Raw genomic sequence first — 19,712 nt, 5'->3', positions numbered from 1 at the left:
TGTTGTCGGCCGGAGGCGCGAAACGGCCCCGGCCCTGATATTATCCTGGAGGATGAGATGAGCGCCGAACTGCGCAAGGCCATTGAGCAAATCAGTAAAGACAGAGGAATCCACAAGGATCTTCTCATTGACACCCTGGAACGGGCCGTGCGGTCCTCGGTGACCAAAAAGTTGGGCGAAGATGTGGATATCGAGGTCTCCTTCAACGAGGACAAGGGCGGCTTCGACGTCTATCAGTTCAAGCGGGTGGTGGAAGAGGTCGTCGATCCGGTCAGCGAGATTCTGCTTGAGGACGCCAAGCATCACGACCCTAATGTTCAGCTGGATGACGAACTCGGTTTTGAACTGAAAGTGGAAGACCTGGGCCGGATCGCCGCCCAGTCCGCCAAGCAGGTCATCATCCAGCGGATGCGTGAGGCGGAGCAGGAAATCATTTACGAGGAATATAAGGACCGCAAGCGGGAGATCGTCAGCGGGTCCATCCAGCGCCGGGATCGTTCCGGCTGGATCATCAACCTCGGCCGAACCGAGGCCTTGTTGCCCAAGGAAGAGCAGATTCCCAAGGAGCGGTTCCGGCGCGGGGATCAAATTCAGGCCCTGCTTTTCGACGTGCGCAAGGAAGGGCGCGGCCCGCAGATCATTGTTTCCCGGTCGCACCCGGATTACCTGACCGTGTTGTTTCATCGCGAAGTGCCGGAAGTGGGAGATGGCTTCGTGCGGATCATGGGCGTGGCCAGGGACCCGGGTAGCCGAGCCAAGGTGGCGGTGATGTCCACGGATCGCGACGTGGATCCGGTGGGCGCCTGCGTCGGGGTCCGCGGTTCGCGAATCCAGAATATCGTCCAGGAACTGCGCGGCGAGCGGATCGACATCATCGTCTGGAGCCCGGAGATCACCACCTACGCCGTGAACGCCTTGTCCCCGGCCAGGATTTCCCGGATTACCGTGGACGAGGAGGACGGCGTCCTGGAAGTCGTGGTCCCGGACGATCAGCTTACCCTGGCCATCGGGCGCAAGGGACAGAACGTCAAGTTGGCCGCCAAACTGTTGGGTTGGAAGATCGATATTTTTACGGAGAGTCGCTACGGGACCATGTACAAGGATCGGCAGGGCCTGGAGCAATTGGTCAGCGTGGCCGAAGTGCCTCTGGAAGCCTTTTTGGCCGCCGGCTTCAACAGCCCCACGGCCGTGGCCGAGGCCGACGACGAGCAGTTGTTGACGATTCAGGGACTGGACGAGGCCAAGGTCGCCGATGTCCGTTCGGCCATCAATTTCCTTGGCTTGATCGAACGTCCTGAAGACGATGAGAGCGAGGACCGCGAGAGCGACGAAGAGGCCGCCGACTCCGTTTCGGAGGCGGTTGCTGATCCTGATCTCGATGAGGCAGAATCCGAAGGCGAGTCCGGGGAAGATGCGGATGAATCCGCTGATGCGAACGAAGAGACTGAAGCAGCTTTCATCGAAGGGGCTGAAGTCGCTTTCGTCGGGGAGACGGACCCAAGCGCGGATCCCGAGGCGGAGCGTGATCGAGAATGAGTCGCAAGGGGCGGCCAACGGCTCTTCCGGAGAACTTTTAGGAGAATCTTTGGGAGACCCATTGGCAGACCAGCCGGAAAAACGCGTCGGGCACGTGCCCCTACGGACGTGCGTCGTCTGCCGCCGGAAAGCTCCCAAGATCGAGTTGCGCCGTTTCGTGCGCAACTCGGATCAAGGGGCTCTTGTTGATCTCCGCCAGCAATTGCCCGGGCGGGGGTTTTATGTATGCAATCATTTATTATGTTTAGATAAATTGACGTCGACAGGGAAACGTCGGAAGCGGTGCAAGGGAGAAATGCATGGCCAATAAGATACGCATTATGGAATTGTCTTCTGAACTTGGGGTCAGCAATAAGGAATTGCTGCAAGTCTTGCGCGAGCTGGACATCCCGGTGAAAAGCCATGTCAGCAGCATCTCCGAAGAGGAGGCCGCCCAGGTTCGAGAGAGAATGCAGCGCAAGGACGCCCCTGTCGATGTTCAGCAGCGGGAGATCCAACCCGGGGTCATTTTGCGGCGGCGACGGAAGGTCGCCAAGCCGGACGCCCAGGAAGCTTCGGACGCCTCCGGAGATCAGCCCGAGGATGTCCCGGCTCCCGAGAGAACGGATGGTTTGGAGCAGGATGCGGTCAAGGGAGCGGCGGAGAAAGCTGAGGATGCGACCGAGGCCGCTGCGCCGGCTCAGCGTCGGGCTGGAAAAAAGACCGTGGACGCTCCCCCGGCACGGATTATCGGCACATCCGAAGAGCCTGTCGCCCCGGACATGAAAGAACCAGGCGCAGAAGAAGTCGGGGCGGATGCCCCTTCCACACCTGCCTCCGAAGAGACGGCGGCGCGTGTTGCGTCGGATACTCCAGCCGCGCAGGATGTGCCGGATGTGTCGGATATGCCGGATGTGCCGGATGTGTCGGATATGCCGGATGTGTCGGATGTTTCCGGTACGGTGGATACACGGACGGAGGGCGTCACGTCCGACGACGGATTCGTATCCGGCGAGGATGCGACGGGTGATGCAAAAACTGAGGACGTGGAAGCCGCGGCTCCCGCCGAGGCGGCCACCGGCGAAGAGTCCGATGCGGCTGCATCGGAAGCCGTCGGTGAAAAGGCGAAGAAGCGGAAACCGCGGAAGCGCGAGCCGTTGATCCAGAGCGGACCGCAGGTGCGGATCATTTCCAAGCCGGAAGCCAAGCCGGACTTTTCCTATAAGCCCGAAAGCAAGCCGTACACCCCCACTCCGGTTCGGACGCCCGGCGCTGCGGAAGCGCCTGCCCGGGCCGGGGCGGACGCCGGTGCGCAGGGCGATAGCGCCTCGGATCGGAAGAAGAAGAAAAAGGGCAAACGCACTGTGGAGATCACCCAGCCTACGGTGCTCGGAGAACAGGACCGCGGTGATCCGTCCTGGAAAAAGAAGAAAACCACTCCGGTTCAGGATCGGACCGGCGGCAAGTTCCGGGCCAAGCGGTCGCGCCCTAAGTTTCGTCACGAAGCCGAAGGTCAGGCCGGTCAGGCCGGAACCCAGCCGATCAAGGCCGCCAAGCGTAAAATCCGCATGGAAGAGGCCATCCGGGTTTCGGAGATGGCCAAGCAGATGGGGCTCAAGGCCCAGGAGATCATCAAGACCCTGTTTTCCATGGGCGTGATGACCACCATCAACCAATCCATCGACATGGATACGGCGACCTTGGTGGCCGCGGAGTTCGGCTACGAGGTGGAGCAGGTCGGGTTCATGGAAGAAGGGTTCACGCACATCCGTGAAGAGGACAAGCCGGAAGATCTCGTGGCGCGTTCTCCGGTTGTGACCATCATGGGCCACGTGGACCACGGCAAGACCTCTCTGTTGGACGCCATCCGCGAGTCCAACGTGACCAAGGGCGAGGCCGGGGGGATCACCCAGCATATCGGCGCGTATCACGTGGAGACCAATCGCGGCGCGGTGACCTTTCTGGACACGCCCGGTCACGAAGCCTTCACGGCCATGCGTGCCCGTGGAGCTCAGGTCACGGACCTGGTCATCCTGGTGGTGGCCGCGGACGACGGCGTGATGGAACAGACCAAGGAAGCCGTGAACCATGCCAAGGCCGCCGGGGTGCCCATCGTCGTGGCCGTGAACAAGATCGACAAGGAAGACGCCAACCCGGAACGGGTGATCCGCGAGTTGAGCGAAATGGGGCTGCTGGCCGAAGCCTGGGGCGGAGACACGATTTTCGCCAACGTCTCGGCCAAACAGCGCATCGGTCTGGACGAACTGCTGGAAATGGTTCTGCTCCAGGCCGAGGTTCTGGATCTCAAAGCCAATCCGACCAAGCGAGCCCGGGGGCGGATCGTGGAAGCCCGTCTGGACAAGGGCCGCGGGCCGGTGGCCACGGTGTTGATCCAGGAAGGGACCCTGCGCGACGGCGACGTCTTTGTCTGCGGCCTGTACCAGGGCAAGGTCCGGGCCATGTTCGACGACAAGGGCAAGAAGATCAAGGAAGCCGGTCCGGCCTTTCCGGTGGAAGTGCAAGGCTTTGACGGTCTGGGGGAATCCGGGGACGAATTCGTGGTGGTGGCGGATGAAAAAATCGCCCGCCGGATCGCCCAGTCCCGCATGACCAAGGAGCGCGAAAAGGCCCTGGCCAAGGCCACCAAGGTCACCCTGGACAGCTTCCTGGCCTCCAAGGCGGCCGGCGAGGCCAAGTTCCTGAATCTGGTCATCAAGACCGATGTGCAGGGGTCCGCCGAGGCGGTCTCCGAGTCCCTGCTCAAGCTGTCCACGGACGAGGTCCGGGTGCGGATCGTCCACTCCGGCGCCGGGGCCATCACCGAATCCGACGTCATGCTGGCCGCGGCCTCTTCGGCCATCGTGATCGGCTTCAACGTCCGGCCCGTGGCCAAGGTCAAGGAAGTGGCCGAGTCCGAGAGCGTGGAAATCCGCTTTTACGACATCATCTACAACCTGGTGAACGACATCCGTGACGCCATGACCGGAATGCTCTCGCCGATTATCCGGGAGTCCTACCTGGGGCAGGCCGAAGTTCGCCAGACCTTCAGCGTGCCCAAGATCGGCATGGTGGCCGGGTGCGCGGTGATGGACGGCAAGCTGCTGCGCAACGCCAAGATTCGTCTGCTGCGCGAGGGCGTGGTGATCTACACCGGCAAACTCAGCTCGCTGAGGCGCTTTAAGGAAGACGCCAAGGAAGTGCTCAAGGGCTTTGAATGCGGCGTGGGGCTGGCCAACTTCAACGACATCAAGGTCGGCGACGTGATCGAGGCTTTTGAGGAAGTCTCGGAAGCGGCGACGCTGTGAGCATGTCCGCCCCATGATCATCGGCGTCCTGCGGTTGGAGTTCCGGCTGCATGGGAACGACTCCCTCAAGGGCAAGCGCAAGGTGGCCCAGAGTCTGAAACAAAAGCTGCGCAACAAGTTCAATCTCGCCGTGTCCGAAGTGGAGGCCATGGACGAGCATGAACGGCTGATCCTTGGGGCTGTCACGATTTCCAACGACGCGGCCCGGGTTGAAAGTCGGCTGCACAAGGCCATGTCCCTGGCCGAGGCTGCCGCGCCGGTGGAATTCGTCCAGGGCAACACGGAAATATTTCGATCAACGCAGGACCCCGGAGATATCCGCGCGGACCTGCTGGAAGGAGGCTCATGGTAATGCGCGGTCCGTCCCGGCGATCAATTCGCCTCGCGGACATGATCCAGAGGGAACTGGCTCAGTTGCTCCAGGAGGAGATCCAGGACCCCCGGCTGGAACTGGTCACCATCAGCGGGGTACGGCTCAACTCAGACCTAAGCATCGCCAAGGTGTTCTATACCTGTACCGATGATCCGGTCCGGCTGGAGGAAATCGCCGTCTCCCTGGGCAAGGCCAAGGGATATCTGCGCACCTTGCTGGGCAAACGCCTGAATCTGCGCTCCACCCCGGATCTGCGCTTCGAACGGGACATCTTTCTGGAGGACATGGTTTATGACGGTCACCATGAAAGGTAGTACGGCGGACAGTTGGGCCCGTGTGTTGCGCCTGTTGCGCGAAGGCGACAATTTTCTGGTGGCCGGGCACAACAATCCGGATGGCGATGCCCTGGGCTCCACAGTGGCCCTGGGATGGCTGCTGAAGGCACTGGGCAAAACGTACTGGCTGTACAACGAGTCCCCGGTGCCGGATCGGTTCTCCTGGTTGCGCTTCTCCCAGCCCTTGCAACAGGTTTATCCGGACTGGGAACCGCGATGGTATGTTCTGCTGGACTGCGGCGACGTCAAGCGTGTGGGCAAGGACTTGGCCGGCCGCCTGCCTCTGGAGCGCACGATCAACATCGACCACCATGTCAGCAACCGGGATTTCGGCGCGGTGAACCTGGTGGAGCCGGATCGGTCCTCCGTAGGGGAGATGATCGGTTACCTGGCTCAGGAATTGGACATCCCCCTGAGCGGTCCTCTGGGTGAAGCCGTTTACCTTGCTTTGACCACGGACACGGGATCCTTCAGCTACGAAAATACCGGACCCAAGGTGCTGGAGCTGGCGGCGACCATTATCCGACAAGGGCTGAATCCAGGACGGTTCAACGCCCTGTTGCAAAACCAGTGGCGGTTAAACCGATTGAAGCTGATGGGCGACGTCCTGAGTCGGGCCAGATTGTTCGATGACGGGCGAATCGGGGTGCTTTCCATTCCCAAGACCTTTCGCGACGAGCGACAAGCCACCATCGAGGATTGCGACGACATGGTGGACTACATCCGGCGGGTCAAGGGGGTGCAAATCGCGGTCAGCCTGCGCGAAGACGAGCCCCGCAAGATCAAATTCAGCCTTCGTTCCTCCGGTGACACGGATGTGGAGGAAATCGCTTCCTCCGTGGGCGGTGGTGGACACAAGAACGCCTCCGGCGGCGAATTGCATCATCCCCTGGAGGACGCGGAAGCACTTCTGGTGCGGATGGTCCGTCAGTATTTCGCCTTGGCGGATAAAAATCCTTCCGCCGCATTGTGACGTCTCCGCCTCGTATGGAACCTGTCCAACGAATGGATTCCGAGACCTTGACGCGAAAACCGGACCAAGCCCACGGCGTGCTGGTCCTGAACAAGCCGTCCGGGCCCTCGTCCACGCAGTGCCTGGAACGGATCAAGCGCACCCTGGGGCAGCGGAAGATCGGTCATGCCGGGACCCTGGATCCGTTGGCCCAGGGAGTCTTGCTGGTCCTTCTGGGCCAGGCCACGAAAATCGCCTCCTATCTGACGGAGGGTCGCAAGCTGTACCAGGGCGTGTTGCGTTTGGGCGTTGAAACCGATACCTACGACATTTTGGGAAAGGTTTTGAACTCCATTGACCCCGCGGAGGCGGACGCCCCGCGAATACGCGCCGCCGTTCTGGAGTGGGAGCGGCTCACCGAGCAGGAGGTGCCTCCCTATTCCGCGGCCAAACACCAGGGCAAGCCGTTGTATGCCCTGAGTCGATCCGGGCGGGACGTCCCGGTGAAACGAAAACCGATTCAAATTTTTCAGGCGGAGGTTCTTTCCATGGACCTTCCCCTGGTGCGCTTCCGGGTGGAGTGTTCCGCCGGCACCTATATCCGTTCCCTGGTCCACAGCCTGGGGAAACGCCTGCACTGCGGGGCCGTGCTGGAAGAGTTGATCCGGGAGCGCAGCCATCCCTTCGCCCTTGACCAGGCCCACGGCCTCCAGGCCGTGTTGGAGGAGCCGGAGTCGTTTTCGGGGAAAGTGATCGCGTTGCGGGATGCCTTGCCGCATTTTTCGCAACATATCCTTTCTCCGGAGCAGGCCCGGATCGTCCGTCATGGCGGAAGATTGCCCTGGAATTTTTCCGGCAATGGCCCGCAGGGCGAACAGCCTCCGGCTCCGGGCACGAGGGCCTTGTTTCTGGATGACCGGGAACAGCCTCTGGCCTTGGTCGAGTCGCGCGAAGCGGACGGCTTGTTGCAATGGACCATCCTGCGCGGCTTGTTTTAGCCCCAGGACCCGGAGCCGAACGCGAGTCGTTTTCCGGGACCCGAATCATTTCCCGAAGGGAACAAACAAGGAGGAATCCGCTGTGGTCATGAGTATCGAAGATAAAGCCAAAGTGATCGAGGAGTACCGGTTGAAGGAGGGCGACACTGGTTCGCCCGAGGTGCAGGTGGCCCTGTTGACCCACCGCATCAACGAATTGACCGGGCATTTCAAGACCCACAAAAAGGACTTTCACTCCCGGACCGGGCTGTTGAAGCTGGTCGGGAAGCGCAGGGGACTGCTGAACTACCTCAAGAAGAAGGACGTGCAGCGTTACCGCGATCTGATCGAACGACTCAAACTGCGCAAGTAGTTTTCGCGCATGCCTTTGGAGCCCCGGCGGCCATCGCCTTGCCGGGGCTCCGTTCACTTCTTTTCAGCCAAGGATATGTCTACGTATTATGAATGATCTCATGAACTGCACACGCCTGTCGACGAACCTGAACGGCAAGGAATTCATCATTGAAACCGGAAGAATGGCCAATCAGGCCGACGGCGCCGTCTGGGTGCAGTGCGGCGACACCGTCGTGCTGGTCACGGCCGTGGCCCAGGCCCTGGACCGGGAAGTTTCGTTCCTGCCCTTGACCGTGAATTATCAGGAAATGTCGTATGCCGCGGGCCAGATCCCCGGAAACTTTTTCCGGAGAGAGATCGGCCGTCCCAGCGACCGGGAAACTCTGGTATCCCGAGTCATCGACCGACCCATCCGGCCCATGTTCCCGAAAAAATTTCCCATGGAAATCCAGGTCATCGCCACGGTTTTATCGGCAGACCCGGACAACGACCCGGACGTCCTGGCGCTCACCGGCGCTTCCGCGGCCCTGCACATCTCCCGGATTCCCTTCCTGGGGCCCATCGCCGGAATCAGGGTCGGCTGCATCAACGGTGAGTTCGTGCTGAATCCCAGCTTCAAGGATTTGACGGAAAGCACCTTGAATCTGGTCATGGCCGCTTCCCGCGACGCCGTGGTCATGGTGGAAGCCGGGGCGACCTTTGTTCCGGAATCCCTGATCGCCAAGGCCCTGGAGTGGGGTCAGCAGCAGGTCATTCCCCTGCTGGACCTGCAGGACGAGATGCGGGACGCGATCGGCAAGCCCAAGATCGCGCCCAAACTGACCATCATTGATCCGGACCTGACCACCATGGTCCGCGATTTGGCCCAGGGCAAACTGGAAACCGCTCTGCAGATTCCGGTGAAGGCCGCGCGTAAGGAAGCCCAGAAGGCCGTGCATCAGGAAGTGATCCAAGCCCTGGTGGAAAAAGGCGTGGACATCCAGGCCGTGGGCTCCCAGGTGGACGAAATCATGGAAGTCCTGGAGAAAGAGGTGATGCGCGCCCGGATTCACCGCGAGCACATCCGCCTGGATGGTCGGGATCTGACCACGGTTCGGCCCATCGACATCCAGGTCGGTCTGTTGCCCAGAACCCACGGTTCGGCCCTGTTTACCCGCGGTGAAACCAAGGCTCTGGCCGTGGCCACCATGGGCAGCACCCGGGACGAGCAGCGCCTGGACACTCTGGCCGGGGGGAGCACCAAGCGGTTCATGCTGCACTACAATTTCCCGCCCTATTGTGTTGGCGAGGCCCGGATGCTGCGCGGCCCCAGCCGTCGGGAGATCGGCCATGGACAACTGGCCGAGCGTGCCCTGACCCCGGTCCTGCCCCAGCCCGAGGATTACCCGTTCACTCTGCGCATCGTTTCCGAGGTCATGGAGAGCAACGGTTCTTCGTCCATGGCCACTGTCTGCGGCGCATCCCTTTCGTTGATGGATGCGGGCGTGCCTATTTCGGCACCCGTGGCCGGGATCGCCATGGGCCTGATCAAGGAAGGCGAGGATTACCTGGTCCTGACGGACATCCTTGGTGCCGAGGACCATCTCGGAGACATGGACTTCAAGGTCGCCGGGACCGCCGAGGGCATCACAGCGATCCAGATGGACATCAAGATCGCCGGAATTCCCACGGACGTGCTCAGCAGGGCCTTGGAGCAGGCTCGTGATGCCCGGCTGCATATTCTCAAGGAAATGAACGGCGTGCTGGACAAGCCCCGGACGGAGCTTTCGCCCTACGCCCCGCAACTCAGCGTGGTGCACATCAACCCGGAAAAGATCCGCGAGGTCATCGGCCCCGGCGGCAAGACCGTCAAGGCGATCACCGCGGCCACGGGGGCTTCCGTGGATATCGACGATTCCGGAAAGATATCCATTTTCGCTCCGACCAAGGACGCCTTGGACATGGCCGTGGAAATGGTCACGTTCTACAATCAGGTTCCGGAAATCGGCAAGGACTACACCGGTCGGGTCAAGAAGATCATCGAATTCGGCGCGGTGGTGGAGATCCTGCCCGGAGTGGAAGGCCTGGTGCACGTTTCCCAACTGGATACGTCGCGGGTGGAGGAAGTGGCGGACGTGGTCCAACTCGGTCAGGAACTGAAGGTCAAGGTGATCGAGGTGGAATCTTCGGGTCGGGTCCGCCTGTCCCGCAAGGCCGTGATCATGGAAGAGCGCGGCGAGGTCTTCGACATGTCCTCCGCGGCCCGGCCTTCCGGCGGCCCACGCCGCGACGGCGGCCGGGGCCGGGATGATCGGGGTCGTGGCGATCGCGGTCGTCGGTAGCAGCTTGATTGAACGAAAGCTTGACGGTGCAAGCACCGTTCAGGATCGAAAAAAGGCGCGTTATGCGCCTTTTTTCATTGGTGGACGATTGCTCTTGTTGAAAGTGTTGCGTATTGGGCAATATGCCGCGTCGGCGCGAGGACCTCGGCCTGACGCCGGCCTGGGGCGGAGTCTTCACGCCACCTTCAACCGTATCGCTTCCGGAGGTTCCCATGTCCGCTTTTCGCTTCGTCGCATCCGTCTCCGTACTCCTGTCCATCCTGCTTGGAGGGCTTTTGGCCTGTGCCCCCGGAACACAGCCCGGATATCAGCCTGAATCGCAATCCGGAACGCGACACGTTTCCCTGACCGCTGACCCGGACCATGCGGACCCCGGTCCGTTCCCCGCGGCTTTTCGCGACATCGTCATCGAGCATATCGCGGACACCTATCCCGGAGACTTGGTTCTGCGCAATATCGTGGTCCGCCCCCCTTCGGAAGGCGTGGCCCCGGTCCAGGAAGTGAACCTGGCGGGGTTTGTCGGTCTGGTGCGGATGAGCCTCAAGGATGCGGAGCGGCAGGCCTACGTGCCGGTGGAGTATTGCTATTTTCTGCGTGAAGAGCGGGTGTTGGCCTTCGCGGACGCGCGGGAAGCCGAGTGGTGCGTACCGGAATAGTCGTGGCGTGATCGGCGAGGGAGAGATTCACGGCCTGGGACGGACAATCAGTTGAATGCCGTCCCGGCCTACCACGTCAACCTGCGTTCCTGGAGGGATCTGCGCGGTTTGGTCCTCGGCCCTGGCCTTCCAGAGCACTCCGCGGATGCGAATATAGCCCTCGGGCCGGAGCGGACGACGGACTTCGCCCCGCAAACCGACCAGGGAATACCATCCATCGCCTTCACTCCCCTGGTAGGCCGGCCAGACGAAAAAGAACATCAGGGCGTCCTTGACCAACCAGAGCAGCAGGAGCACCCAGGCAATCCTTGCGGAGACGCCCAGGAGCGCGTGCAGCACCCACAAGAAGACCCCGACCAGGATGATGCCCGGAACCTGGAACAAAGCGTATCGGAGCAGCGTTTTTCTGCTCCAGGCGGGATTGCTGCGGCAGTGTTCCATGGTGGCGCGACGTTTGACCGGGTTTGGCAAGGCCGAAGCTTTTTCGGCCAAAGTAGGGGAAGATAGAAGACGAACGCGGCAAACTCAAGTCGGTTCTCGCGGGTTTGCCTTGAATTGGGATATGCCGTAAACAACGCCCCAACGCATGAGGAATTCCGCCATTTCCAAGAACGCTTTCGCGGCGTCGGGAGCTTTCACTCTCCTGGTCCGCCTGAATATCAGGACGAGTCTTCAAAGGCTCGCGGTCCTGCTTTTGCCGCTTGCCTTCCTGGCCACCCTGGCTGGTTGCGGGGCCAGACATCCGCCGCCCCGCCCCGCTATTCCCGGCAGCGTGGCCGAGTCCGTGGTCCAGACCGCCTTGAGCAAGAACGGGCGGCCCTATGTCCGAGGAGGAACGTCCCCCACCAGCGGGTTTGACTGTTCCGGGCTCGTGGTCTGGATCTTTGGCAAGCATGGCGTGGAATTGCCTCGCACGGCGCGGGAGCAGGCGCGGTCCGGTGTTTCGGTTCCCTTGAGACAGCTTCAGGCTGGAGATTTGGTTTTTTTTCGCATTGGCATGCGGGGATCGTACCACGTGGGCATCGCCACGGGACGAGGCACCTTCGTCCACAGTCCTAGACCGGGCCAACGGGTTCGGGAGGAAAGCCTGTTCGCCAGCTACTGGCAACAACGTTTGATTGCCGTACGCCGGGTTCTCTGAAGTCGTCACGTCCTTTTTGCTCCACGAGTTCTCTCTTCTCTCTCCCTCCGTCTTCACCCTTCTTTCTTTTTGTTTCCCAAGGCCCACTGCATCTGACGGCAGATTCCCATCAGCAAGGCATACTCGCTCCGTCGCATTCCCAGACGATGCCAGAGCCGGCGCAGCCTGAGCATCCCATAATTCGGGTTCGTCTTGGGGAGGAAGTCGATCGCCGTCAGGAGATGTCGCAGGGCCGCGAATAATGCTTCCTGCTCGGCGTGGTCGACGAAGTCGGCTTGGAGGGGCTTGGGGATCGGTGACGGTGCGCCTCGGGCGGCTTGCAGGCATTCGTAGAGGATCAGCAAAACGGCCTGGGCCAGGTTCAAGGAGACGGTGGCCGTGGCCGTGGGAATGGAGATCAGGTGGGAGCAGCGGTCGATCTCGGCGTTGGTCAGCCCGCGGTCTTCCGGTCCGAAGAGCAGGGCCACGTCATGGCCTTCCAAAATTTGTCCGACGATTTGGCGGGCGGCCTGGGCCGGGGAGAGCAGGGTCGCGCGCCGACCGCCCAGGCGGGCCGTGGTGCCGTAGACCTGGGTGAACGGGGCCAGTGCCGAGGGGAGGTCCGCGAAGATCCGGGCCTGATCCAGGAGCGGCTCGGCGTGGACCGTGGCCAGCGGCCTGGCCCGCTCCTGGGCGTAGTCCCGAGGCGCCGCCAACAGAATCCGCTCACAGCCCATGTTCAGGCAGGCCCTGGCCGTGGAGCCCACGTTTTCAGCGAACTTGGGGCGAAACAGGACCACGGCCAGGCGCTGACGGAGCAGGGCCGCCGCGGGATCGTGGTCGAGAGGCATGGAAGGCGATTCCTGGTGCATTTGATCCCGGCAATCGGCTTAGTCCATTTCTAATTCAAAGCTTCTCATTCGGGGTCGGTATCGGAATCGGTATCGGAGTCGAATGAGGATTGTTGGCGAACAAACAGTATCGATCCCGATACCGATCCCGACGCCGACCCCGATAACTGCATTTTCTCAAGCGAAAAACGCATTGACGAAGTGGAATTGGTATTAGACGTTGAACCGGAACTCGATGATGTCCCCGTCCCGAACGACGTATTCCTTGCCCTCCAGGCGCAGCAGGCCGCGTTCCTTGGCGGTTTTGAAGGTCTTGCAGGCCAGGAAATCCTCCCAGCCCAGCACTTCGGCCCGGATGAAGCCGCGTTGGATGTCCGAATGGATCACGCCCGCGGCTTCCTGGGCCGGCTGGCCGGCCCGCAAGGGCCAGGCCCGGACTTCCTTCTCTCCGGCAGTAAGAAAGGTGATCAAGCCGAGCAAGTTGTATACTCCCCCGACCACCAGATCCAGGGCCGAGCGATTCATGCCCAGGTCCTGCATGAAAGCCTGGCGTTCCTCATCGTCCTGCAACTCGGCCAACTCTCTTTCCAGGCGGGCGGAAACGGCGATATGCACCATTCCGGGACCGGCTTCCGGGACCGTGACGTCGGCCAGCCTGTCTTCACCCACGTTCCAGGCCCAGAGCACGGGCTTGGCCGACAGGAAGCGGAAGCCGCGCAGTTTGGGCAGGGCCAGCAGAGCCTCGTTCTCCCGCAAGGGGCGCTCCCGGTCCAGGTGTTCCTTGGCCTGTAGCAGAGCCGCTTCCTCTTCCGGATCGTGAAGAAGCTTGGTCTTTTTCTTGTCCTGGGCGATGCGTTCCAGGCGTTTTTCGACGACGGCCAAGTCGGCGATCAGAAAGTCCGCCTCCATGGCCTGAAGCTGGTCCAGGGGCTCGGCCGCGCCGGAGAAGCCGTCCAGGACCGCGAGCAGGCAGTCGTAGGGTCGGACTTCGTTGAGCACCCGGTCCCCCAGGCCCCCGCCCTTGGCCCCGGCCGCGCCGGGTAGGTCCAGCAGTTCGATTTCCGTAAACGTGATCTTGGGTGGTTTATACAGTTCGGTCAGGGGCCTCAGGCGCGGTTCAGGAACCTTGACCATGGCCCGCCCGGAGGGCACGGCCGCCGCTCCGGCCAGGGCCGCGAACAGTTCGCTCTTGCCCGCCCCGGCAAATCCGATCAATGCAGTTTTCATGGATGACTCCCAAATGGTTGCGATGCAGATGCGGCTTAGGGGCATCCGGGTGGATTGTCAAAGACCGCTCCGTCGTCGCGGCCCAGGGCAGGATTGCCCCATGGATCCGGACCGGCTCGGTACCTCATGGCGATCGAAATCGAAATCGTGATCGAAATCGGTCTTGAGCGGGCTGGATCCAATGCATGGTGGCGACAGTTGCTTTTTTCGATTTCGATATGTCAGGCGTGGTCTTTGAGATAATCAGGATACAGCGTGGCGACCTCTTCCGGTCCCCATCCGCCGGCCGGGTAGAAGTTGAGGTGTTTGGCCCGGTCTCCGCAGGACTCGCACAGTTCCAGGATCGGGGTGAGGTAGGCCCAGCAGAGCCGGACCGCGTCCTGACGCCAGAACAGCATCTGGTCGCCCAGCAGGCAGTCCATGAGCACCTTTTCATAGGCGTCCTTGATGACGGTCTTACCCTCCTGGTTGTAGTCAAAATTCATGGTCACGGTACGCAGGATGTTGTTCATTCCTGGAATCTTGGCCTGGAAGGTGAGGTTGATCACTTCGTCCGGCTGGATGCCCAGGATCAGACGATTGGAGGAAATTTGCTCGCCGAGAATGTGCCGGAACATGGCGTGGGGGACGTCCTTGAACTGGATGATGATCCGGCTCAATTTTTTGGCCAGGCGCTTGCCGGAGCAGATGTAGAACGGCACGCCCTGCCAGCGCCAGTTGTCGATATAGGAGCGCAGCAAGGCGTAGGTGGGGGTGAGGGAGTCCGGGGCGACGTTCTCCTCGTCCCGGTACCCGGGTACGTCTTTGTCGTCGATTCGACCCGCGGCGTACTGGCCCAGGACCAGGTCGCTGAATTTGCCCTGGAGTTCAAAAGGCCGCAACGAGCGAAAGACCTTGGTCTTGTCGTCGCGGACCGGCTCGTCCTGGAAACGGGCCGGCGGTTCCATGGCCACCAGGGAAAGCAGTTGCATCATGTGGTTCTGGAACATGTCCCGGAGCACCCCGGCCTGCTCGTAGTACCCGGCCCGTTTCTCCACGCCCAGGGTTTCCGCCGCGGTGATGCCCACGTATTCGATGTAGTTGCGGTTCCAGAGCGGCTCGAAAATGGTGTTGGCAAACCGGAACATGAGCACGTTCTGCACGGTTTCCTTGGCCAGGTAGTGATCGATGCGAAATATCTGGTGTTCATCGAAATGTCGGTGCAGCACGTCGTTGAGCGTTTTGGCCGATTCCAGGTCGTGGCCAAAGGGCTTTTCCAGGACCACCCTGGACCATTCATGGGTCCTGTCTTTTTCCTGGGCCAAGCCGCTCTCACCGAGCCGGGTGGATATCTCTGGGTAGAGTTGCGGAGGAACGGCCAGGTAGAACAGCGTGTTGCCCTGGGTACCGAAAAGGCTACTCACTGATTCGAGACGGCGACTCAGGGCCATGTAGTCGTCCGGATTGTCGTATTGCAGTTGCTGGTAGCAGATGGATCGCAAAAAGGCGTCGCGGCGCTCCTGGTCGCCATTGTCCGGAGATGGCAGGGATTTTCGGACTTGGTCGCGAAATCCGGGATCGTCGAATTCGGTCCGGCTGCATCCGACAATGGCGAAATGGTCCGGCAGGTGGCCTCCGCCGTGGAGGTGGTATAAGGCGGGAAAAAGCTTGCGCATGGCCAGGTCGCCGGATGCCCCGAACACGACGATGATGCATGGGGGCAGGTGGCGACCGGTGCCGGGGCTGGGGTCGGGCATGGCGACGGTTGACCGGGAATCCGGCTGAACGGAGGTCTGGACGAACAGATCCCGAAGGTCTTGCTTGGTCATCGGAGTGCTCCTGTTAGGAATTGGGGCGGGGACGCGGCGTGGGGCCGGGGATCGGTCAGTGACGAAACAGCCAAATCAGAACGGTCAGGCCCAGGCCGACCAGGATGGAACTGGTCACGGGCAGGTAGAGCCGAAAATTGCCTCGCTGAATCAGAAAATCGCCGGGAAGTCTGCCCAGGCGGAGTTTTCGGAGGAGCGGCCGGAACAAGCCGGTGACGATGAGAAAGACGGTGATCAGGATCAGGAATTTGGACATGCGCCCCGTCGAGTCAGCTATCCTTTTGACTCAGAGGTGCCGCGGCAAAGAGCTCGCCCAGCGCATCCTTGATCCCGGTTTTGTCCAGGCCGAGTTGCTTGCGCAGCATTCGCTGCGGACCGTGCTCCACGAAGACGTCCGGGATGCCCAGCAAGCGAATGCGCTGGCCGCGGAGCATGCCTTGGGCCGCGAACAGTTCCAGCACCGCGGACCCGAAGCCGCCGGCCACCACGTTTTCCTCCACGATCAGCATCCGGGAGTGAGTTCGAGCCAGTTCCAGCAATTGGGCTTTGGGCAGCGGCTTGATGAACCGGGCGTTGAACACGGCGACCTCGCGACCCGTTTCTTTGGCCAATTCCCCGGCGGCTTCCAGTGCGGGATGCACCCGGCTGCCCAGGGCCACGACCACCGCCTCTCCTCCGTCGCGCAGGGTTTCGCCCTGGCCCGGGGACAGCGGTGAGGGGTCGTCCTGAGACGGTGCGCCCACGCCCACGCCGCGAGGGTAGCGAATGGCGGCCGGGCCGGGGTGATTCAGGGCCGTGACCAGCATGCGTTGCAGTTCCGCCTCGTCCTTGGGGGCCATGAACAGCAGGTTGGGGATGTGGCGCAGAAAGGAAATATCGAAGGTGCCGTGGTGGGTCGCTCCGTCCTCGCCCACCAGTCCGGCCCGGTCCAGGCAAAGGGTTACCGGCAGGTTCTGAAGGCAGACGTCGTGGACCACCTGGTCGTAGGAGCGTTGGAGAAAAGTGGAGTAGACCGCCACCACCGGCCTGTAGCCCTGGGAGGCCAGTCCGGCGGCCATGGTCACGGCGTGCTGCTCGCAGATGCCCACGTCGAAGAAACGGTCCGGATAGGCGTCCGCGAAATAGTTCAGCCCGGTGCCTTCGGGCATGGCCGCGGTGATGGCCACGATCTTGTCGTTTTTCGCGGCCAGGTCCACCAGGGTTCGTCCGAAGATTTCCGTGTAGGGCGGCAGGCAGGCGGAAATCTTCTTGGCTTCGCCGGTTTCCGGAACAAAGCAGCCCACGCCGTGGAAATAGGTGGGGTTGTTTTCCGCCGGGGCGTAGCCCTTGCCCTTGGTAGTCAACACGTGGACCAGGACCGGGCCTTCCAGGTCCTTGACTTGCTGGAAAATGTCCACCATGTCCGGCATGCTGTGTCCGTTGATCGGGCCGATGTAGTTGAACTTGAAGGCCTCGAAGATCATTCCCGGGGTGAAGAATCCTTTGAAAGAGGATTCACTGAGCCGGGCGTAGTTGGCCAGGTCGTCCCCGAATCGTGGAACCTGGCGCATCCAGGTTTCCATCTGCTGCTTGAAGCGCTGCACCCAGCGCTTGGAGAGCTTGCGGCTGAGGAAGGAGGACAAGGCTCCGACGTTGCGGGAGATGGACATCTCGTTGTCGTTGAGCACCACGGTCAGGTTCACCCCCAGGTCTCCGGCCTGGTTCAGGCCCTCATAAGCCAAGCCGGCGGTCATGGAGCCGTCGCCGATGATGGCGGCCACGGTATGGTCCTCGTCGGCCAGATCGCGGGCGATGGCCATTCCCAGAGCCGCGGAGATGGAGGTGCTGGAGTGCCCCACGCCGAAATGGTCGAAGGGGCTTTCGGCCATGCGCGGAAAACCGCTGATCCCGCCCAGGGTGCGCAGGGTATGGAAATTTTCCCGGCGACCGGTCAAGATTTTGTAGGCATAGGCTTGATGGCCCACATCCCAGACCAGCCGATCATGTTCCGGGTTGAACACCTTGAGCAGGGCCAGGGTCAGGTCGGTCACGCCCAGGGACGGAGCCAGATGCCCGCCGTTGGCCGAAACCGTGGAGATGATCGCCCGGCGGACCTCCCGGGCCACGGCTTCCAACTGGGCGATGTTCAGTTCGTTAATGTCCTTGGGATGATTGATGGCGGAAAACAGGGCATGCCCGTCAGGAATTTCGATTCGGTTGCGGGCATGGGCCGACGCTTGCGGAGTCGCGTCGCGCGGGCCGGCGCTGGTTTCATCGACGGGCTGTTGCAATGGAACTGCCTCCCTGGGCATGAACGTGGCGTTGGAATGGCTGGGCATGGTTGGGTCACTTGTGAAGCTGGGCTATGGTGGCTGAAAAGGATACCCGGTCAAGAGCGAATCGGCAAATGGCAATATAGTTGGTCAAGGGCATCTGTTCTCATCAAAAAAATCGAAATCGCGATCGAAATTGAAATCGGAAAATACTGAGCATCACCCCGATTTCGGCTTTTCTTGGATATGGCGTTCGATTTCGATCACGATTTCGATTTCGATTTCGATATTGATCCTGATAGCGCGTGAGGATCGAGAATAAATTTGCCCTGACACCTGGCCAGGTCGCTCGGGTTCAGGTCGCCCGGGTCAGGATGTACTCGGCCAGTTCCCGCAGGAACCAGGCGTGGCGGCGCGTGAGGTCCGACATGTCCGGCGCGTCCGAAGACACGGCCAGAGCGGCGAGGGCCTGGTCCGTATGCGACCGGGCCAGGTCTCGACTGGCTTCCAGGCCGATCAGGGCGGGGTAGGTGACCTTGCCCTGGTCCTGGTCGCTGCCCACGGGTTTGCCTAAGACGGTTTGATCGCCGATGACGTCCAGAATGTCGTCCGTGATCTGGAAGGCCCGGCCGATGTGCGTCCCATAGTCCGCGGCCCGTGCCAAATCCGCCTCAGTGGCTCCGCCCAGGAGCGCTCCGCAGACGCAGGAAGCGCGGATCATGGCTCCGGTTTTGAGTTCCTGCATGCGCGACAGTTCCTCCACCGTCGCCGTGCCGCCGGTCCACTGCATGTCCAGAACCTGCCCTCCGACCATCCCGGCGGCTCCGGCGGCCCGGGCCAGTTCCCGTCCGGCGGCGAGCATCCGCTCGGCCGGGACGGCGCAGGAGAAGAGCAGGCCGAAAGCCTCGGTGAGCAAGGCGTCTCCGGCCAGGATGGCCAGAGCTTCCCCGAAGCGCTTGTGATTGGAAGGCTTGCCCCGGCGCAAATCGTCATCGTCCATGGCCGGCAGGTCGTCGTGGATCAGGGAATAGGTATGGATGCATTCCAGGGCCGCTGCAGCAGGCAGGACATGGTCCCGGCGTGCTCCGACCATTTCCGCCCAGACCAGACACAGGACCGGTCGCAGCCGCTTGCCTCCGGCCAGCAGGCTGTATTCCATGGCCTGAAGGAGCGGCTCCGGTACGCCGGGGCGCTTGAGGCACGCGGTCAGATAGCGATCCACCTCGTTTCCCAGTTCAGAAAGATATGACTTCATCGTTGTGCTCCGATTCACCGGGTTGCGGGCTGGCGGCGGGATAATCCTGGTCAAAAGGCTCCAGCAGACCCTGGGAAAGGACCATTACTTCATTTTTGGCCGATTCCAGCTGCTTGCGGCAGGTCTTGGCCAGTATGACGCCTTCCTTAAACAGGGCCACCCCGGCTTCCAGCGGCAGATCCTCGTTTTCCAGGCGCGCCACGATGCCTTGCAGCTCGGTCAGCCTGTCGTCAAAGCCCGGTTCTTTTTTTTTCGGTGGCATGTTTTTCCTCGGGTGGCTCCGTCGGTCCGGACGGAAAGAGTGTCTCCGGGCCGCCGCCGCGCCCCGTGGTCGTCGTTGGCAATACCAGTGGGTGGGCGAACACTCAAGGGGGAAGACGCACGATGCCGAGAAAGATCGAAATGAAAGCT

19 protein-coding genes are annotated in these 19,712 nt (G+C 61.5%); 11 read left to right on the top strand and 8 right to left on the bottom strand.

Annotation, left to right across the window (positions count from 1 at the left end; genetic code table 11):
- Nucleotides 1-57: 57 nt before the first annotated feature.
- The 10 genes from nusA (at nucleotide 58) to DESLA_RS0110155 (ending at nucleotide 10,788) form a co-directional block, all read left to right on the top strand.
- Nucleotides 58-1,536, top strand: a complete 1,479-nt coding sequence (nusA, locus tag DESLA_RS19920; RefSeq protein WP_084032009.1) for a transcription termination factor NusA — start codon at nucleotides 58-60, stop codon at nucleotides 1,534-1,536.
- Entirely contained in the window at nucleotides 1,418-1,846 is a 429-nt protein-coding gene (locus DESLA_RS22435) for a YlxR family protein (protein ID WP_337833218.1), read from the top strand. The genes nusA and DESLA_RS22435 overlap by 119 nt, the downstream gene beginning before the upstream one ends.
- The gene (gene infB, locus DESLA_RS0110190; protein ID WP_028572364.1) at nucleotides 1,836-4,820 is read left to right on the top strand and encodes a translation initiation factor IF-2; all 2,985 of its coding nucleotides are present in this window, start codon (nucleotides 1,836-1,838) and stop codon (nucleotides 4,818-4,820) included. Before DESLA_RS22435 ends, infB begins: the two co-directional genes overlap by 11 nt.
- Nucleotides 4,821-4,833: 13 nt before the next feature.
- Complete coding sequence (locus tag DESLA_RS19915) at nucleotides 4,834-5,172, top strand: DUF503 domain-containing protein (RefSeq protein ID WP_051434581.1); 339 nt, start codon at nucleotides 4,834-4,836, stop codon at nucleotides 5,170-5,172.
- Nucleotides 5,172-5,507, top strand: coding sequence for a 30S ribosome-binding factor RbfA (rbfA, locus tag DESLA_RS0110180; protein WP_035261678.1), 336 nt, complete (start codon nucleotides 5,172-5,174; stop codon nucleotides 5,505-5,507). The genes DESLA_RS19915 and rbfA overlap by 1 nt, the downstream gene beginning before the upstream one ends.
- Entirely contained in the window at nucleotides 5,497-6,501 is a 1,005-nt protein-coding gene (locus DESLA_RS0110175; protein ID WP_035262985.1) for a DHH family phosphoesterase, read from the top strand. The genes rbfA and DESLA_RS0110175 overlap by 11 nt, the downstream gene beginning before the upstream one ends.
- Before the next feature lie 32 nt (nucleotides 6,502-6,533).
- Complete coding sequence (gene truB / locus DESLA_RS0110170; RefSeq protein WP_035261676.1) at nucleotides 6,534-7,478, top strand: tRNA pseudouridine(55) synthase TruB; 945 nt, start codon at nucleotides 6,534-6,536, stop codon at nucleotides 7,476-7,478.
- 82 nt (nucleotides 7,479-7,560) lie between these two features.
- On the top strand, nucleotides 7,561-7,830 hold the full coding sequence (gene rpsO, locus DESLA_RS0110165) for a 30S ribosomal protein S15 (protein ID WP_028572360.1): 270 nt from the start codon (nucleotides 7,561-7,563) through the stop codon (nucleotides 7,828-7,830).
- Between the two features lie 88 nt (nucleotides 7,831-7,918).
- Nucleotides 7,919-10,132 (top strand): polyribonucleotide nucleotidyltransferase, encoded by a 2,214-nt coding sequence (gene pnp / locus DESLA_RS0110160; protein ID WP_028572359.1) that lies wholly within the window; start codon nucleotides 7,919-7,921, stop codon nucleotides 10,130-10,132.
- A 212-nt stretch (nucleotides 10,133-10,344) separates the two neighbouring features.
- Nucleotides 10,345-10,788 carry a hypothetical protein gene (locus DESLA_RS0110155; RefSeq protein ID WP_028572358.1) on the top strand — a complete coding sequence of 148 codons (444 nt, stop codon included), beginning with the start codon at nucleotides 10,345-10,347 and terminating at the stop codon, nucleotides 10,786-10,788.
- Between the two features lie 27 nt (nucleotides 10,789-10,815).
- On the opposite strand, the gene DESLA_RS0110150 is transcribed toward DESLA_RS0110155, so the two are convergent.
- A complete protein-coding gene (locus DESLA_RS0110150) occupies nucleotides 10,816-11,259 on the bottom strand; it encodes an NfeD family protein (RefSeq protein WP_156932926.1) in 444 nt (147 codons plus the stop codon).
- A gap of 115 nt (nucleotides 11,260-11,374) precedes the next feature.
- Between DESLA_RS0110150 and DESLA_RS0110145 the strand changes: the two genes are divergently transcribed.
- A complete protein-coding gene (locus DESLA_RS0110145; protein ID WP_051434580.1) occupies nucleotides 11,375-11,929 on the top strand; it encodes a C40 family peptidase in 555 nt (184 codons plus the stop codon).
- Nucleotides 11,930-11,982: 53 nt separating this feature from the next.
- Here DESLA_RS0110145 and DESLA_RS0110140 read toward each other — a convergent pair whose 3' ends face one another.
- The 7 genes from DESLA_RS0110140 to xseB all read right to left on the bottom strand — a co-directional run bounded on the left by DESLA_RS0110140 (nucleotide 11,983) and on the right by xseB (nucleotide 19,563).
- Nucleotides 11,983-12,759, bottom strand: a complete 777-nt coding sequence (locus DESLA_RS0110140) for an RNA methyltransferase (protein ID WP_051434579.1) — start codon at nucleotides 12,757-12,759, stop codon at nucleotides 11,983-11,985.
- Between the two features lie 213 nt (nucleotides 12,760-12,972).
- Nucleotides 12,973-13,986: a DUF933 domain-containing protein gene (locus DESLA_RS0110135; protein ID WP_028572354.1), complete on the bottom strand. Its 1,014-nt coding sequence runs from the start codon at nucleotides 13,984-13,986 to the stop codon at nucleotides 12,973-12,975.
- A gap of 221 nt (nucleotides 13,987-14,207) precedes the next feature.
- Nucleotides 14,208-15,794, bottom strand: a complete 1,587-nt coding sequence (gene zwf / locus DESLA_RS19910; protein WP_245590038.1) for a glucose-6-phosphate dehydrogenase — start codon at nucleotides 15,792-15,794, stop codon at nucleotides 14,208-14,210.
- A gap of 55 nt (nucleotides 15,795-15,849) precedes the next feature.
- Nucleotides 15,850-16,050, bottom strand: coding sequence for a DUF2905 family protein (locus DESLA_RS0110125; protein ID WP_028572353.1), 201 nt, complete (start codon nucleotides 16,048-16,050; stop codon nucleotides 15,850-15,852).
- A gap of 13 nt (nucleotides 16,051-16,063) precedes the next feature.
- On the bottom strand, nucleotides 16,064-18,112 hold the full coding sequence (gene dxs, locus DESLA_RS19905) for a 1-deoxy-D-xylulose-5-phosphate synthase (RefSeq protein WP_245590037.1): 2,049 nt from the start codon (nucleotides 18,110-18,112) through the stop codon (nucleotides 16,064-16,066).
- Nucleotides 18,113-18,401: 289 nt separating this feature from the next.
- Entirely contained in the window at nucleotides 18,402-19,301 is a 900-nt protein-coding gene (locus tag DESLA_RS0110115; RefSeq protein ID WP_028572352.1) for a polyprenyl synthetase family protein, read from the bottom strand.
- Nucleotides 19,282-19,563, bottom strand: coding sequence for an exodeoxyribonuclease VII small subunit (xseB, locus tag DESLA_RS19900; RefSeq protein WP_035261674.1), 282 nt, complete (start codon nucleotides 19,561-19,563; stop codon nucleotides 19,282-19,284). Before xseB ends, DESLA_RS0110115 begins: the two co-directional genes overlap by 20 nt.
- Nucleotides 19,564-19,712 lie beyond the last annotated feature (149 nt).

This window comes from Desulfonatronum lacustre DSM 10312, assembly GCF_000519265.1.
Taxonomy (GTDB): domain Bacteria; phylum Desulfobacterota; class Desulfovibrionia; order Desulfovibrionales; family Desulfonatronaceae; genus Desulfonatronum; species Desulfonatronum lacustre.
Note: the sequence above shows the minus strand (reverse complement) of the source record. Positions and strands in the feature narration are given on the sequence as shown.

Excerpts from the sequence above, each read along its gene's own strand:
- nusA (WP_084032009.1), top strand. The coding sequence starts at position 58 with ATGAGCGCCGAACTGCGCAAGGCCATTGAGCAAATCAGTAAAGACAGA.
- DESLA_RS22435 (WP_337833218.1), top strand. The coding sequence starts at position 1,418 with ATGAATCCGCTGATGCGAACGAAGAGACTGAAGCAGCTTTCATCGAAG.
- infB (WP_028572364.1), top strand. The coding sequence starts at position 1,836 with ATGGCCAATAAGATACGCATTATGGAATTGTCTTCTGAACTTGGGGTC.
- DESLA_RS19915 (WP_051434581.1), top strand. The coding sequence starts at position 4,834 with ATGATCATCGGCGTCCTGCGGTTGGAGTTCCGGCTGCATGGGAACGAC.
- rbfA (WP_035261678.1), top strand. The coding sequence starts at position 5,172 with ATGCGCGGTCCGTCCCGGCGATCAATTCGCCTCGCGGACATGATCCAG.
- DESLA_RS0110175 (WP_035262985.1), top strand. The coding sequence starts at position 5,497 with ATGAAAGGTAGTACGGCGGACAGTTGGGCCCGTGTGTTGCGCCTGTTG.
- truB (WP_035261676.1), top strand. The coding sequence starts at position 6,534 with ATGGATTCCGAGACCTTGACGCGAAAACCGGACCAAGCCCACGGCGTG.
- pnp (WP_028572359.1), top strand. The coding sequence starts at position 7,919 with ATGAATGATCTCATGAACTGCACACGCCTGTCGACGAACCTGAACGGC.
- DESLA_RS0110155 (WP_028572358.1), top strand. The coding sequence starts at position 10,345 with ATGTCCGCTTTTCGCTTCGTCGCATCCGTCTCCGTACTCCTGTCCATC.
- DESLA_RS0110145 (WP_051434580.1), top strand. The coding sequence starts at position 11,375 with ATGAGGAATTCCGCCATTTCCAAGAACGCTTTCGCGGCGTCGGGAGCT.
- DESLA_RS0110140 (WP_051434579.1), bottom strand. The coding sequence starts at position 12,759 with ATGCCTCTCGACCACGATCCCGCGGCGGCCCTGCTCCGTCAGCGCCTG.
- DESLA_RS0110135 (WP_028572354.1), bottom strand. The coding sequence starts at position 13,986 with ATGAAAACTGCATTGATCGGATTTGCCGGGGCGGGCAAGAGCGAACTG.
- zwf (WP_245590038.1), bottom strand. The coding sequence starts at position 15,794 with ATGACCAAGCAAGACCTTCGGGATCTGTTCGTCCAGACCTCCGTTCAG.
- DESLA_RS0110125 (WP_028572353.1), bottom strand. The coding sequence starts at position 16,050 with ATGTCCAAATTCCTGATCCTGATCACCGTCTTTCTCATCGTCACCGGC.
- dxs (WP_245590037.1), bottom strand. The coding sequence starts at position 18,112 with ATGCCCAGCCATTCCAACGCCACGTTCATGCCCAGGGAGGCAGTTCCA.
- DESLA_RS0110115 (WP_028572352.1), bottom strand. The coding sequence starts at position 19,301 with ATGAAGTCATATCTTTCTGAACTGGGAAACGAGGTGGATCGCTATCTG.
- xseB (WP_035261674.1), bottom strand. The coding sequence starts at position 19,563 with ATGCCACCGAAAAAAAAAGAACCGGGCTTTGACGACAGGCTGACCGAG.